The 14,276-nt window shown below is 68.8% G+C and carries 15 protein-coding genes; 14 read left to right on the top strand and 1 reads right to left on the bottom strand.

What is annotated here, in order from left to right; all coding sequences use genetic code 11:
• The first annotated feature begins 324 nt into the window (after positions 1 to 324).
• From GY812_12255 to lepB, 9 genes are all read left to right on the top strand, one after another.
• Positions 325 to 1,344 carry a family 43 glycosylhydrolase gene (locus GY812_12255; GenBank protein ID MCP4436250.1) on the top strand — a complete coding sequence of 340 codons (1,020 nt, stop codon included), beginning with the start codon at positions 325 to 327 and terminating at the stop codon, positions 1,342 to 1,344.
• Positions 1,345 to 1,448: 104 nt separating this feature from the next.
• Positions 1,449 to 1,643: a ubiquitin-like protein Pup gene (locus GY812_12260; GenBank protein ID MCP4436251.1), complete on the top strand. Its 195-nt coding sequence runs from the start codon at positions 1,449 to 1,451 to the stop codon at positions 1,641 to 1,643.
• Between the two features lie 76 nt (positions 1,644 to 1,719).
• The gene (prcB, locus tag GY812_12265) at positions 1,720 to 2,517 is read left to right on the top strand and encodes a proteasome subunit beta (GenBank protein ID MCP4436252.1); all 798 of its coding nucleotides are present in this window, start codon (positions 1,720 to 1,722) and stop codon (positions 2,515 to 2,517) included.
• A gap of 31 nt (positions 2,518 to 2,548) precedes the next feature.
• A complete protein-coding gene (gene prcA / locus GY812_12270) occupies positions 2,549 to 3,226 on the top strand; it encodes a proteasome subunit alpha (GenBank protein ID MCP4436253.1) in 678 nt (225 codons plus the stop codon).
• A 92-nt stretch (positions 3,227 to 3,318) separates the two neighbouring features.
• Entirely contained in the window at positions 3,319 to 4,677 is a 1,359-nt protein-coding gene (gene pafA, locus GY812_12275; protein ID MCP4436254.1) for a Pup--protein ligase, read from the top strand.
• A 12-nt stretch (positions 4,678 to 4,689) separates the two neighbouring features.
• Positions 4,690 to 5,718: a DUF3866 family protein gene (locus tag GY812_12280; GenBank protein MCP4436255.1), complete on the top strand. Its 1,029-nt coding sequence runs from the start codon at positions 4,690 to 4,692 to the stop codon at positions 5,716 to 5,718.
• A gap of 39 nt (positions 5,719 to 5,757) precedes the next feature.
• On the top strand, positions 5,758 to 6,729 hold the full coding sequence (locus tag GY812_12285) for a WYL domain-containing protein (protein MCP4436256.1): 972 nt from the start codon (positions 5,758 to 5,760) through the stop codon (positions 6,727 to 6,729).
• Positions 6,726 to 7,694 carry a WYL domain-containing protein gene (locus GY812_12290; protein MCP4436257.1) on the top strand — a complete coding sequence of 323 codons (969 nt, stop codon included), beginning with the start codon at positions 6,726 to 6,728 and terminating at the stop codon, positions 7,692 to 7,694. Before GY812_12285 ends, GY812_12290 begins: the two co-directional genes overlap by 4 nt.
• A gap of 9 nt (positions 7,695 to 7,703) precedes the next feature.
• Positions 7,704 to 8,321 carry a signal peptidase I gene (gene lepB, locus GY812_12295; protein MCP4436258.1) on the top strand — a complete coding sequence of 206 codons (618 nt, stop codon included), beginning with the start codon at positions 7,704 to 7,706 and terminating at the stop codon, positions 8,319 to 8,321.
• 35 nt (positions 8,322 to 8,356) lie between these two features.
• Here lepB and GY812_12300 read toward each other — a convergent pair whose 3' ends face one another.
• Positions 8,357 to 9,028 carry a hypothetical protein gene (locus GY812_12300; GenBank protein MCP4436259.1) on the bottom strand — a complete coding sequence of 224 codons (672 nt, stop codon included), beginning with the start codon at positions 9,026 to 9,028 and terminating at the stop codon, positions 8,357 to 8,359.
• A gap of 144 nt (positions 9,029 to 9,172) precedes the next feature.
• Between GY812_12300 and GY812_12305 the strand changes: the two genes are divergently transcribed.
• The 5 genes from GY812_12305 to GY812_12325 all read left to right on the top strand — a co-directional run bounded on the left by GY812_12305 (position 9,173) and on the right by GY812_12325 (position 14,272).
• Positions 9,173 to 9,502, top strand: coding sequence for a hypothetical protein (locus tag GY812_12305; protein MCP4436260.1), 330 nt, complete (start codon positions 9,173 to 9,175; stop codon positions 9,500 to 9,502).
• A gap of 114 nt (positions 9,503 to 9,616) precedes the next feature.
• The gene (locus GY812_12310; protein ID MCP4436261.1) at positions 9,617 to 10,120 is read left to right on the top strand and encodes a hypothetical protein; all 504 of its coding nucleotides are present in this window, start codon (positions 9,617 to 9,619) and stop codon (positions 10,118 to 10,120) included.
• Entirely contained in the window at positions 10,117 to 10,953 is an 837-nt protein-coding gene (gene tatC, locus GY812_12315; GenBank protein MCP4436262.1) for a twin-arginine translocase subunit TatC, read from the top strand. Before GY812_12310 ends, tatC begins: the two co-directional genes overlap by 4 nt.
• A gap of 59 nt (positions 10,954 to 11,012) precedes the next feature.
• Entirely contained in the window at positions 11,013 to 13,631 is a 2,619-nt protein-coding gene (locus GY812_12320; protein MCP4436263.1) for a DEAD/DEAH box helicase, read from the top strand.
• On the top strand, positions 13,628 to 14,272 hold the full coding sequence (locus GY812_12325; GenBank protein MCP4436264.1) for a hypothetical protein: 645 nt from the start codon (positions 13,628 to 13,630) through the stop codon (positions 14,270 to 14,272). The genes GY812_12320 and GY812_12325 overlap by 4 nt, the downstream gene beginning before the upstream one ends.
• Positions 14,273 to 14,276: the final 4 nt, after the last annotated feature.

A 14,276-nucleotide genomic window follows, 5' to 3' on the forward strand; every position in this document is an offset into this window, starting at 1 on the left:
GAGCAGCGGCGCAACCAGCGGGCCAGCCACGACCACAACCCTCGCTCAGGTTCGGGTCTTGCTGTCATGGGATGGCCCTACCGATCATCACTGCTGGATGCGCTCGTTCACGTGCAGTGCAGCCGGGCTGACGTGCGGCGCAGCGGGCAGTCCTTCATCGCCGGGCGTGACACCGCATTGCTCTGGAGATACCGCATTGCTCTGGAGATAGGGACACACCCAGTGAGACCCCCAGGGGCAAACCGCGGGTCAAGATGGGCTGCGGAGAAGCCGATCGACAGGGGTGGCCGGCATGACAGCGTGCCGCGCACGGAGGATGGGGCAGTGGCCAGAGCAAGTGAACACCGCAGGGGTCGAAGGGCGTTGCGCACGTCGATGCTCGCGTTGGGCGTCGCAGCCCTCGCCTTGGTGCTCGGGGGTTGCCTCGGGCCGACGACCAGGCTGGCCCTCGTCGAGGCGGTGAGGTTCCCCGAGACCTCCGACCCATCCGTGGTGCGGGTCGGCGACACGTACTACATCTACGGATCCAACAACCACCTGCGAGCGCCGGTGTTCGTGACCAAGGATGTGAGCCGTCCGTACACGCTGGGCGAGAAGAATGCGATGACCCACGAGGGAATGCCCATGAAGCCGCCGTGGGCCGTGTCCGCCACCCAGCTCTGGGCGCCCACCGTCGGTCAGTACGCAGGGCGCTGGGTGATGTTCTTCTCGGCAGACCGCGTCAACCCACCCCAGCCCCACAACGCGCAGTGCATCGGACGGGCATGGGCCGACAGCCCGGCGGGTCCGTTCGTGGCTGAGCCGGCACCGTTTCACTGTGGTCTCGGCGGCGTGGGCGGAGCCCTCGACCCAGAGCTCTACACAGACGTCGGCGGGCGGCACTTCCTGCTCGCCGCCTTCGGCGACACCGAGACACCCATCCGGTCCATCCCCCTCGACGCCAACGCCAATGCGATCGGCGAGCCGATACCGCTGCTCGCGCGCCAGCACCCCTGGGAGTACCACTTCATCGAACAACCGGCGATGGTGTGGGACCCGGTGGGCAACAGCTACATCCTCACCTACTCGGCAGGTCGGTGGTTCGAGCCCGGCTACTCGATCGGCATCGCGAGGTGCCTCGACGCCATCGGCCCGTGCTTCTCTGACCCCGCAGGCCCCTGGGTCGCCTCATCCAACGGCCGTACCGGCCCCGGCGCCCTGAGCTTCTTCCAGGACGAAGAAGGTGCGCAGCGGGCCATTTTCGCCTCCTTCGAGGCTGGCCAGGAGTCCACCAACGGCGGACGTTCCGCCTCTGTGTACTACGTGAAGTTCGACCCCAATCCGACCCTCACGGTCGTGAAGTGAGCTGGGAATTCCGCCAGCAGTACCGAGACCTTGCCACCTGATGCCCAGCCGATCGGGGTAGGTTGACGTCTCGAAGGCCGCGTGCGGCCTCGGAGGTACCTCACATGGCAGAACGAGAGCGGAAGAAGAAGCCGGCACCCCAGCGACGGGAAGAGTCCGTCGAGGAGGAGCCCGCGGCGAGCGAAGCCGGCGACAAGCTCAAGGCGGAGATGGACGACCTGCTCGACGAGATCGACGAGGTCCTGGAAACCAACGCCGAGGACTTCGTGAAGTCCTACATCCAGAAAGGCGGCGAGTAGCCGTCAAGCGACGGCACAGTCGCCATGACCACACAGGCGCGCAGCAACGCCAGCGCGGCCCGGTAGCCTCCCTGCGGTGAACCTCCCGCTGTACACGCCCCAGGACGATCCAGGCCCGGACTTCGCCGCCCTAGCGCGGCGGACCGGTGCGATCCCGGACCTCAGTGTCGACGGCCTCGACGGACGCCTCGACATCCCCCACGGCACCACGTGCGTCGCGATCCGCTGCAACACAGGCGTGGTGATGGCCGGCGACCGGCGTGCCACGGCGGGGAACTTCATCTCGCACCGCACGATCGAGAAGGTGTTCCCGGCGGACCGCCACAGCGGTGTGGCCATCGCCGGCGCCGCCGGACCGGCGGTGCAGATGGTGGAGCTCTTCCAGTTGCAGCTCGAGCACTACGAGAAGGTCGAAGGTGCACCCGTCAGCCTCGAGGGCAAGGCCAACCAGCTCTCGCAGATGGTGCGCAACCATCTGCCCGCAGCCATGTCGGGACTCGCTGTCGTGCCGATCTTTGCCGGGTTCGACACCGGCCGCAGCTCTGGGCGGATCTTCCAGTACGACGTGACCGGGGGGCGCTACGAGGAGCACGACCACGCCGCGACCGGCTCCGGTTCGATGCAGGCGACCACCGTCATCAAGCTCGGTTGGACCCCTTCACTGTCCGAGCCCGACGCGATCGACCTGGCGCTGCGGGCCCTGCTCGAGGCGGCCGACGAAGACTCCGCCACTGGTGGCCCCGACCTGGTGCGCGGTATCTACCCCGTCGTTGCCACGATCACCGCACAGGGCTTCGAGCGGGTCGAGGACGACGACCTGGCTGGACGGTTCCGGGTGCTGCTCGAGGCAATCACCGCGGAGCGCAACCCATGAACGCACCAGACACCACCCGGGAGGTGACCTCATGACGATGCCCTTCTATGTGGCGCCCGAGCAGATGATGAAGGACCGGGCCGATTACGCCCGCAAGGGCATCGCCCGGGGTCGGGCGCTGGCGGCCTGCATCTCCACCGACGGGATAGTGCTGTGCGCCGAGAACCCGTCGCGGATGCTGCACAAGGTCTCGGAGATCTATGACCGAATCGCCTTCGCGGGGGTCGGCAAGTACAACGAGTTCGACCAGCTGCGCATTGCCGGCATTCGCCATGCCGACCTGAAGGGCTTCTCGTTCTCGCGCGAGGACGTCGACGCCCGCAGCCTCGCCAACCAGTACGCGCAGATCCTCGGCAACGTGTTCACCCACGAGATGAAGCCGATGGAGGTCGAGATCCTCGTGTGCGAGGTCGGCGACGATCCGGCCGACGACCAGCTGTTCCACATCCTCTACGACGGCACCCTCGTGGACGAGAGCAGCTTCAGCGTGCTCGGTGGGGAAGCGGAAGCCATCTCCGAGCGCCTGCAGGGCGCGTGGGAGGAAGGCCTCGACCTGCCGGGCGCGCTCCGCGCCACGGTGTCGGCACTGGCAGGCGATGACCGCACGCTCGAGGCGGCCGAGCTCGAAGTGGCCGTTCTCGGACGCGAGGCCACGAGACGCTGCTTCCGCCGCCTCGAGGACGACGAGGTCACCGAAGCCATCTCCTGACCCGAGCGCCCCCGGCCCGGCGCCGGGCCGGGGGCCGGCAGCGAACGCCCTTTGACGTTGCTGGGCCCACGCGCACAGATAGGTTGACCTCCGTGGAGCGACGCATTTACGGACTCGAGAATGAGTACGGGGTCACCTGTACCTTGCGCGGCCAGCGTCGGCTGAGCCCCGACGAAGTGGCCCGCTACCTGTTCCGCCGTGTCGTGTCGTGGGGCCGCTCCTCCAACGTGTTCCTCGCCAACGGCGCCCGCCTCTACCTCGATGTCGGCTCGCACCCCGAGTACGCGACGCCCGAGTGCGACTCGCTGCATGACCTGGTTGCCCACGACAAGGCGGGGGAGTGGATCCTCGGCCAGTTGCTCGAGTCGGCCGAACAGCGGCTGTCCGAGGAGGGAATCCGGGGCGACATCTACCTGTTCCGCAACAACACCGACTCCGCGGGCAACAGCTACGGCTGCCACGAGAACTACCTGACCAGCCGCACCGACGAACTGGTGCGCTACTCCGAGGTGCTGATCCCGTTCCTCGTGACCCGACAGGTCTACGCAGGTGCGGGCAAGGTGCTGCACACCGCCCGCGGCGCGCAGTTCTCGGTGTCCCAGCGCGCCGAGCACATCTGGGAGGGCGTCTCCTCGGCCACCACCCGCTCCAGGCCGATCATCAACACCCGCGACGAACCCCACGCCGACTCCGATCGCTACCGGCGCCTGCACGTGATCGTCGGCGACTCCAACATGAGCGAGTACGCCACCTTCTTGAAGGTCGGCGCCGCGTCGCTGGTGTTGCGCATGCTCGAGGACCCGGGCGTCGTGATGCGCGACATGACCCTCGAAAACCCGATCCGCGCGATCCGCGAGATCAGCCACGACCTCACCCTGCAGCGCCCTGTGCGGCTCGCCAACGGGCGGGAGCTCACTGCCATGCAGATCCAGTCGGAGTACCTGGAGCGTGCAATCCGCTACGGCCAGACCCACGAGCTGTCCCCCGAGGAGAAACAGGCGCTCGACATGTGGGAGCACGTCATGGTCGGGCTGGCCGACGACCCCTTCAGACTCGACCGCGAGGTCGACTGGGTCACCAAGCACAACCTGATCGAGTCGTACATGGCCCGACATGACCTCGAACTCGGCGATCCACGAGTTGCCCTGCTCGACCTGCAGTATCACGACATCCGACGCGACCGCTCGGTGTTCTACAAGCTCCAGGCCGCTGACCGTGTGGAGCGCATCGTGACCGATGCCGACATCGCCGAGGCGATGGACGTGCCACCCCAGAGCACTCGCGCACGGTTGCGCGGCGAGTTCATCCGCCGGGCCAAGGAACGCAAGCGTGACTACACCGTCGACTGGGTCCACCTGAAGCTCAACGACCAGGCGCAGCGCACGGTGTTGTGCAAGGACCCGTTCCGCTCCCACGACGAGCGCGTCCAGCGGCTGATCGACGCCCTCTGAGCCGCCTGCAACGTGCCGACCTTCCACAGTGCGACCGTCACCGAGATCCTCGCCGAACGTGAGGGCCTGCAGCGCCTGGCGGTCCGCATGCAGGACGGGAGCGATGCCCGGGCCTACTGCCTGACCGAGCTCACCGGCGACGCTGCGCCGGGTGATCGCGTCGTGTGCAACACCACTGCGGTGGAGCTCGGCCTCGGCACCGGCGGTTGGCATGTCGTGCACTGGAACCTGGAGCGCAGCGACCTCGTGGCGCCCGGGCCCGACCACGTCATGAAGCTCCGTTACACCAGCCTGCAGGCCGACGTGGGAACGAGCGAACTGGCGCATCCGGAACAGGCCGATCGGCGCCTGGGGGGCACCCCGGTCGTGGTGTGCACGCTTCACAGCCAGATGGCGGTTGTGGCTGCCGCGTTCTCGGACGCGTCCAGGGGCCGGCGCCTCGCCTACGTGATGACCGACGGCGCCGCACTGCCGATCGCGATGTCGGACCTCGTAGCTGCACTGCGTGACCGCGACCTGCTGGTGGGGACGGTGACAGCCGGACACGCGTTCGGCGGCGACCTGGAGGCGGTTTCACCCGCATCCGCACTGACCCTCGCCACACACGTGCTGGAGGCCGACGCGGTGGTCGTGGCGATGGGGCCGGGCGTCGTGGGCACTTCGAGCGCCCTCGGCACCACCTCGGTGGAGGCGGCAGGCCTACTCGACACCGTCCAACGACTGGGGGGTCGCCCGGTGCTGTGCGTGCGGTGCTCCGAGGCCGACGAGCGCGAGCGTCACCGGGGGGTGTCACACCACGTGCACACCGCCCTCTCGCTGACCCACTGCCGCCCAGTGGTCGCAGACGTCGCGGGCACCCTCGACGCCGGGGTGCGAGCCGCCTGCGAACCGTTGGTCCCGGCCACGACGCCGGCAGCCGCCGAGATCCTTGGCCGGCACTCGCTTGCGGTGACCACGATGGGCCGCGGACCCGCAGAGGACCCTCCATTCTTCGATGCAGCGGTCGGCGCAGGGGTGCTCGCGGCGCAGCTGACCGACTGAGTGCACGTCCCGCGCCGCCCGCACCCCTAGTCTCGGACGGTGGACAAGTTCACCCGGCTGCTGAGCCTCGTTGCACTGCTCGAGCAGAGTGCCCGACCCAAGACCTTCGAGGAGATCCGCGAGGAGCTGCCGGACTCCTACACCCAGAGCCGCCCCGAGACCGCCCGCAGGGCGTTCGAGCGCGACAAGAAGGACCTGCTCGACATGGGTGTGCCGCTGAGGACCCTCGACGTCGCCGATGACCCGTCGGGGTCGGCCTACGTGATCCGGCGCGAGCGGTCCGCTGTGGCCGATCCCGGTTTCACCGGCGCTGAACTGGCTGCGCTTCGCATGGCGGCCACCGCCATGGCCCTGCGCGACGAGGGCGCCGGTCTGGCAGATGCAACCGACGGGCTCCGTAAGTACGGGGGGATGGGCCCCGCCGGCGACGGCCCGACGCTTGCCGAGATCAGGCTCGACTCCAACGTGACCGAGCTGTTCTCGGCGATCCTCAACGGTACGCCTGTTGCCTTCACCCATTCGGACCGGACGCGCAAGGTGTTGCCGCAGCACCTCTGGAGCATGGGCGGTCACTGGTACCTGACCTGCCACGACCTGGACGCAGGGGCCTCGCGCACCTACCGACTCGACCGCCTCGAGGGTGCCGTGCTCCCGGTCGACCCGGCAGAGGAACGCGCCGAGAAGCCCGCCGCAGGGATCGAATCCTCTGACGCCGCAGGACCAGGTGGCCGCTTCCGTCCATGGGAGTTCGGCGACGGACCGGTCGAGTCGGTCACCATCTCTCTCGATGCACCGTCGGCGACGGTCGCACTCGCCGAGCACCCGGGCCTCGAGGTGGTCGAGGCCGGCGACGACCACACAGTTGTGCGACTCGACGTCCGAAACCGCGAAGGCCTGTTCAGCTGGTTGCTGTCCTTCATCGACCGTGCGGAGCTGGTCGGACCGCCAGATGTACGCGATGCCTTCGTCGACCACGTCTCGGGGATCGCACGAGCGGGGTCGCCGCAGTGAGCACGCCCAGCGAGACCGAGCGCGTCGAGCTGATGCTGTGCGTGCTGCCATGGATCGCATCGCGCGACGGAGCGACGCTCGAGGAGATCGGTGAGCACTTCGGTGCCGATCCGGAGCAGGTGAGCGCGGACCTGGACCGCGTGTTCTACGACGTCGAGATCGGTGACCCGTCGACGATGGTGTCGGTCTTCACCGATGACGACGGCAACGTGTCAGTCGACCTGCCGGGCTCCTTCGAGGAGCCACCCGACCTCGATCACAGCGAGGCCCTGCACCTGCTGGCAAGCGGTGAGGCCATGGCGGGGGTGCACGGGGCCGCCGATGCGATCGAGCCCGCGCTCGACAAGCTGGCCGACGTGCTCGGACCGGGTGCCCGCACGGCGATCAGGGTGGAGCTCGGAAGCGGCGACCCCGCCGTGCTGGACCTGCTGCGGTCGGCGGCCCGCGAGCGTCGCTCGGTGCGCATCGTCTACTTCTCGTGGGGGTCGGACAGGGTGGGGGAGCGAGTGGTCGACCCCTGGGCAACCCGAAGCGTCCGCGGGGAGTGGTACCTCACGGGCCACTGCCACGACCGCGACGCCATGCGTCACTTCCGCCTCGACCGGATCCTCGCCGCGGAGGCCGCGGGCGACGCCCATGCATTCGACACACCTGGCGACGTACCCTTGCCCGACGAGGGCTTCGCCGCCGAAGCGCGTCAGGTGGAACTGCACATCGACCACTCCGCCGCCTGGGTGGTCGACTCGTTCCCGGTGCAGGCATGGGACGACTCCGGTGACCAACTGGTGGTCCGCCTCGGCGTCAGCAGCGAGTCATGGCTGGACCGGCTCCTGCTGCGACTTCCCGACGGATCCACTGCTGTGGACTCGGCCAACGGTGAGGACCTGATGGCGCGCCGTGCCGAGGTGGCCGCGAGGGTGCTCGAGCGCCACGGTGTGGACAAGACCGACGGACCGCGCCGGTAGCCTTCGGCGATGGATTCCCGCAACGATCCGCCGTCGCCCACCGGTCCCGGCGCGACGCAGCCGACCCGCCCCGATGGTGGGCGGCGGCGTTCCCATTCGACGTTGCGCAACACCGTCGAATGGGTGGCGGTGATCGCCGGAGCAGTCCTGATCGCCCTCGTGGTTCGCAACTTCGTGGTGCAGAGCTACCAGATTCCATCCGGGTCGATGGAGGAGACTCTCCTCATCGGGGACCGTGTACTGGTCAACCACCTCAGCTACCGGCTGCACGACATCAACCGGGGCGACGTGATCGTGTTCTCCCGACCCGACACCGCGCCCGCCGATCCGGGTGACCCCGATGACCTGATCAAGCGTGCCATCGGGCTGCCGGGCGAGACCATCCAGTCGATCGACGGCGTGGTGCACATCGACGGCAAGCCACTCGATGAACCCTATTTGGGCCCGGGAACCGCCACATTCGACATCGACGAGCCCGTGGTGGTGCCGGAAGGCGAGGTGTTCGTACTGGGCGACAACCGCGGCAATTCGGAGGACTCCCGCTACATCGGTTCGATTCCTACCGACACGGTCACCGGACGGGCATTCGCCATCATCTGGCCTCTGTCGCGGTTCTCGGGACTCTGAGCCCGCGTACGGCAGCTATCTGCGGCGCCCGCGGATCAGCCGGGTGTCCTCCCGGCGCGTGCGTCTGCGAGGGCCTCGGCATCGGTGCCGCACACCCCAGCCGCGCCATTGGACAGTGCCCTGCCGGCGGTTCGTCGGTAGTTCGCCCCCACAGCAACCACCAGTCGCCCGAAACGGTGCATGAGCGCCACCATGCCTGCTGTGGCCCGCTCCTCGTTGATGAGCGCGCCATCGATGCCCAGCCTGCGCAGGTGTGCCGCATGGGCCTCGGGCCCGGATCCCTCAGACTCGGGGTCACACGAGTGCAGGCAGCGCACGCCGGCTGCGACAAGGCCGCCAAGTGTCTCCAGGTCCGCCGAACAGGCCCACAGGCGCCCGGAGAGGCCGCGAGCGGCCGCTTGCTCGAGTACTACGGCGCCTGCGTCGGCGTCGGGCACCTCCAGCGCTAGATCGAGCGAGGTGGCACCGACCGCCTCCCAGAGGGCCTGCAGGGGCACCGTGGCGCTGCGTCCTCGCAGTCGCCCCCTTGCCCGTCCAACGACCCAATCCCCCTTGTCACCCGGGTTCAGGACCGCCAGGAGGCCATCCGCACCCAACCTGGCGGCGACCGTCCACGTGTCGAGGCTGTCGCCTTCGGCGAGTCCAGCGTCGCCGACCCGGGCGAACAGCATCGGTGGATCGAGGATGGACTCGGAGACGTGACCCATGGCTGCCCATTGTGCTCGCGATCGCCCCGGGGCAAGCACATGCGGCGGGCCCACGGAGAGGATCGCGACGAAATCCCAGGAGAAATGTCAACCCACCCCACCGGACGGCCGAAGGGTATGGGGAGTCGCAACAGGAGGCCCCAAATGGCACTGATCCGTGCAACATGCAGTGATTGCGGAGACGTCGAGCTCCGGTCGCGCGATCTGCGGGTCCGTCTCTGCCGTGACAACCAGGCAGCCACCTACCTCTTCCGCTGCCCGGTCTGCCGCATGATCGAGGTCCGCCCGGCCGAGTCCCACGTGGTGGACGTCCTGCTGGCGGCAGGCGTGCACTGCACCGAATGGAACCTGCCCGCCGAACTCGAGGAGCCGCACTACGGCGAGGCGATCAGCCACGACGACGTGCTCGACTTCCACGACATCCTGACGACCCCCGGCTGGTTCGAGACCCTCGCCTCGATGACCGACCGCTGACTCGGCCGCGCAGCTCCTGCCCCGGACTTGCTCCGGGGCAGTTTGCTGTCCGGGCACACATGGGCCCGGCGCCGGTAGTGGGGCACCCAACGGGGCCACGGGTACCATTGCCGGATGGCCCCGGCATCGCAGTTCGGGTTGATAGTCGAGAACATCGGTGCCGGCGAGGTCGTCGTCATCGCCTTTCTCGTGCTCGTCGTGCTCGGCCCCGACCGCATACCCGAGATGGCTAGAAGCGCGGGCCGGATGATCAACAACGTCAAGAAGTTCAGCTCGAACCTGAGCGGGGACATGGCCGATGTGATCAACGACCCGGCGATGCAGCCGATCAAGGAGCTCGGTGAGTTTGCGGCCAGGCCCCGCCAGAAGCTCGCGGAGTATGCACTGGAGGCCGAGGCCGACGAGCGCCAGAAGGCCGCCGATGAGGGCGTACGCCAGTCAGCAGCCGCGGCTGGCACGGCCGTGGAGCGTGAGGGAGACGACGACGGCGACGCGGACCCCGCCGAGGCTGCCCCCGCCGACACGGCTGACTCCCGGGACTCCGGAGAGGCCCAGGATGATCCGGGAACCGCCGGCACCCCGGACGGAGCGACGGCCGGAGACACCGAAGCGCCGTGAGGAACCGCATCCTGAAGGGAGCCGAGCGCGACCCGTCGAACATGGCGCTGTCGGACCACCTCCGCGAGCTGCGCCGGAGGTTGTTCATCTGCCTGGCCACGGTGGCCGTGGCACTCATCCCCGCCTGGTTTGCCTATCCATGGCTGGCGGACTTCCTCAACGAGCCTTACTGCAGCGCGGTGTTGGCACTCGACCCCGAGGCCAACTGCAAGTTCCTCGAGACCGACATCATTGCCCCGTTCGCCCTGCGCATGCGCGTCGCCGGGTGGGGTGCAGTCGTGCTGGCCATGCCCGTGATCCTGTGGCAGCTGTGGCGGTTCATCGCGCCCGGGCTGTACCGCAAGGAGCGGCGCTACGCATTCGCGTTCGTCGGCTCGGGGATGGTCCTGTTCGCCCTCGGCGCGGGCCTCGCGTACTTCACTCTCTCGCGGGCCACGGAGTTCCTGATCGGAATCGCCGGGTCCGAGGTGGAGGTGCGAGCGGGTATCGGCAACTTCACCCGCCTGGCGCTGTTCATGATGGTGGCGTTCGGGATCGGCTTCCAGTTCCCCGTTGTCATGGTCGCCCTGCAGATCATCGGCGTGGTCACCCCCCAGAAGCTGGCTTCCTGGCGCCGGCAGGTGATCCTGTTGATCGTGGTGCTCGCCGCGGGCATCACGCCCTCGGGTGACCCGTTCAGCCTCTTCGCGCTGGCGATACCGATGTACCTGCTGTTCGAGGTGAGCCTACTCATCGGGCGACTCTGGTTGAGACGACGCACCAAGCGGGAGAAGGCAGCGGCCGAGGCAGAGGCCAGGGCCGCTGGGTCCGACGCCGATCGGAGCGGACCCTGAGCAACCCGTTCGATCACGACTTCAGCCTCGACCGGTTCCAGGTCGAAGCGGCGGACGCCGTGGCGCTGGACCACAACGTGCTGGTGTGCGCGCCGACTGGGTCCGGCAAGACGGTGGTCGGGGAGATGGCCGTGGCCGCGGCGCTCGAGACCGGCGGACGGGCGTTCTACACGGCGCCGATCAAGGCACTGTCGAACCAGAAGTTCAACGACCTGCGCGGCGTGCTGGGCGACGAACGGGTGGGGCTGCTCACCGGCGACCACTCGATCAACCCGGATGCGCCAGTGGTGGTGATGACCACCGAGGTGCTCCGCAACATGGTCTATGCCCGCTCGGCCGCGCTCGAACGATTGCGGTGGGTCGTGCTCGACGAGGTTCACTTCCTGCAGGACGCCTACCGAGGTCCGGTCTGGGAGGAGGTCCTGATCCACACGCCCGCCTCGGTGCGGTTCGCCTGCCTGTCGGCGACGGTGTCCAACTCAGCCGAGCTGGGCGGATGGATCGAATCGCTGCGGGGGCCCACGACGACCGTCGTCGAGCACCGCAGGCCCGTGGAGCTGAGCTCCGCCATGCTCGTCGGCGACCGGCAGTCCGAGGTCGACCACCTCGTGCCCCTGTTGGTGGACGGCAAGCCCAACCCGCGTGGTGACCGCTTCGACGGCGATCGCACCGGCAAGCAACAACCCGGGCGGCGGCCCCGCCAGAGGCGCCGGTTCCGCACCCCGCGGCGCCTCGAGGTGATCGACCGGCTTGGCGAGGAAGACCTCCTTCCGAGCATCAACTTCATCTTCAGCCGCGCCGGTTGCGACGACGCCGCCGCCGCGGCACTCGACTCCGGTGTGCGGCTGACCACGCGCGACGAGGCGGCCGAGGTGCGCTCGATCCTCGAGCGCCACGTGGCCCCGTTGGCCGACGCGGACCTGGCAGTGCTCGAGTTCGGCAGGTTCAGCGAGACCCTCGAACGGGGCCTGGCCGCCCACCACGCCGGCATGGTGCCGGCGTTTCGCGAGGCAGTCGAGGAGTGCTTCGTGAAGGGGCTCACCAAGGTCGTGTTCGCAACCGAGACACTGGCGCTCGGCATCAACATGCCCGCTCGCAGCGTGGTGATCGAGCGGCTCACCAAGTTCACGGGCGACGGCCACGACATGCTCACCCCGGCGCAGTTCACCCAGCTGACCGGCCGCGCCGGGCGACGGGGAATCGACGACCACGGCACCGCCATCGTGCTGTGGTCGCCCTTCATCGCATTCGCGCCGGTGGCCGAGCTCGCTGCCAGCCGGGAGTTCCCCCTCACATCGGTGTTCAAGCCCACGTACAACATGGCGGTCAACCTCGTTGCGCAGTACCCGCGCGAAGAGGCACGCGAAGTGTTGCGACGCTCCTTCGCCCAGTACCAGGCCGACGAGGCGGCAAGCGGCGAACGCCGCGCCCTTCAGCACCGCCGGGACGAGCTGGCTGCAGCCCGTGACGGGCTCGAGGCCATCGAAGGCGTCTCGGCCGACGAGGCGGCTGCCTTCGCCGACCTCGCCGCGGAAGAACAACGCCAGCGCTCACACCGCGACCGCGGCCGGAACGCCATCGAGAACTCACTGGCCAACCTGCGCCCGGGCGACGTGCTCGAGCGGCCGGGTTCGGAGGGCTCCCGACTGGTCGTGGTGGTGTCGAGCACGGAGCGCAAGAAGTCCGTTCGCGTCGACACCGTCACACCCAGGGGGAAGCTCGTTCGGATCAACGGCCGCGACGAGGACCGACCGGTTGAGGCCTGCGGCACGGTGCAGCTCCCTGTGCCGTACGTGCCCAACGACCCCGAGTTCCGCAAGCAGGCCGCTGCCAGCCTGCGCCGGGTCAATCGCAAGCGCCTGCAGCCACCGAGCCGCAGGGCCGACGCTGACGAGGCGACGCAGCGGTGGCACGCGGCACGCGAGGCTCTCGAGGTGCACCCACTGGCCGCCCACCCGCAGTCGGCCGAGATCCTCGGCCTCGCACGCGCCCACAACAAGGCGACTCGTGCAATTGGAACCGCCGAGCGACAACTGGCGCGCAGGGGAGCCGACCTCGGCTCGCGTCTCGACGCAGTTGTCGGGATCCTCACCGAACTCGGGCACCTCGACGGTTGGGAGCTCACAGCCGAGGGTGGCCGCCTGCGGCGCATTTACCACGAGTGTGACCTGCTGGCGTCGCTGTGCATCGGCGCGGGGCTGTTCGAAGACCTCGACGCGGCGGAGATGGCCTCGCTGGTCAGCTGCCTCACCCACGAGCACCGCAGTGCGGACCCGCCACCGCCGCCGAGGCTTCCCAAGCGGGACCTCCAGACCCGGTTCGCCGAGATGGCCCGCCTGCACCGTAGGCTCGCAGGGCTCGAGAAGGCCGCCGGCCTCAACCCCACGCGGGAACCCTCGGCCGGCTTCGCCTGGCCGGCGCTGCGCTGGTGTTCGGGCCAGGGGCTGGAGTCGAGCCTCGAGGAGGACATGTCAGGCGGCGACTTCGTGCGCAACGCCCGCCAACTCATCGACGTGCTCCGCCAGGTCGCCGAGGTGACCGCCGGCCCCACGTCCGTGGCGGCCCGCGAGGCTTCGGACCTGCTGCGTCGCGATGTCGTGGACAACTCGGGGCTCGAGCGGGACGACAGCAGCTCCGACAACGACGGGGTCGCAGCAGGCCCGGGCGTCGAGCCGTGACGCTCCGGCGCGGCGAGCCTTGGGGTGGACCCGGGCCGCTGGCCGCGGGCGCCCCGGTCGTGGACTCGGACGCGGCACTCATTGCGTGCCTCGGGGACATCATCGCGGCCGGCGACCCTGCGGAGGCCGGCCTCGTCGGCGGTGACCTGCACACGACACTCGGTGCGCCCTCACACTCCGCGGATGAGCTCAGGGCCGGCAGGGGAGTCCGCTATCCGGTCGACGTCGGCTCGGTCGAGATCACATCGGTCGACGGCTCGACACGGAACCTGCTCTTCGCAGCACACCTGGTCGCGGTCCAGGGCCCACGGATGAGGCCGTTGTTCTCCCGGCGCACGCTCGTGGTCATGAACACCACGCACCGCGGCGGCGACGACCTGGGGCCGCGCGCCCATCCCGGCGACGGCCTGCTGGATGTGACCGACGGATCGCTGGGCACCTGGGACAGATTGCGCGCGAAGGGCCGGATGGCCACCGGCACGCACCTTCCGCATCCGGCGCTTTGCACCTCGAGGGCGCGGCAGACCGTTGCATCCTTCGACCCGCCGGCCACCGTGGCCGTAGACGGGGTGGTTCTCGACAGCCCCGTGACCCGCCTGGAGATCGAGTGTCTTCCCGACGCCATGACCGTGGTGGCTTAGCTTG

The sequence above is a fragment of the Actinomycetes bacterium genome (genome assembly GCA_024222295.1).
In the GTDB taxonomy this organism is placed as follows: domain Bacteria; phylum Actinomycetota; class Acidimicrobiia; order Acidimicrobiales; family Microtrichaceae; genus JAAEPF01.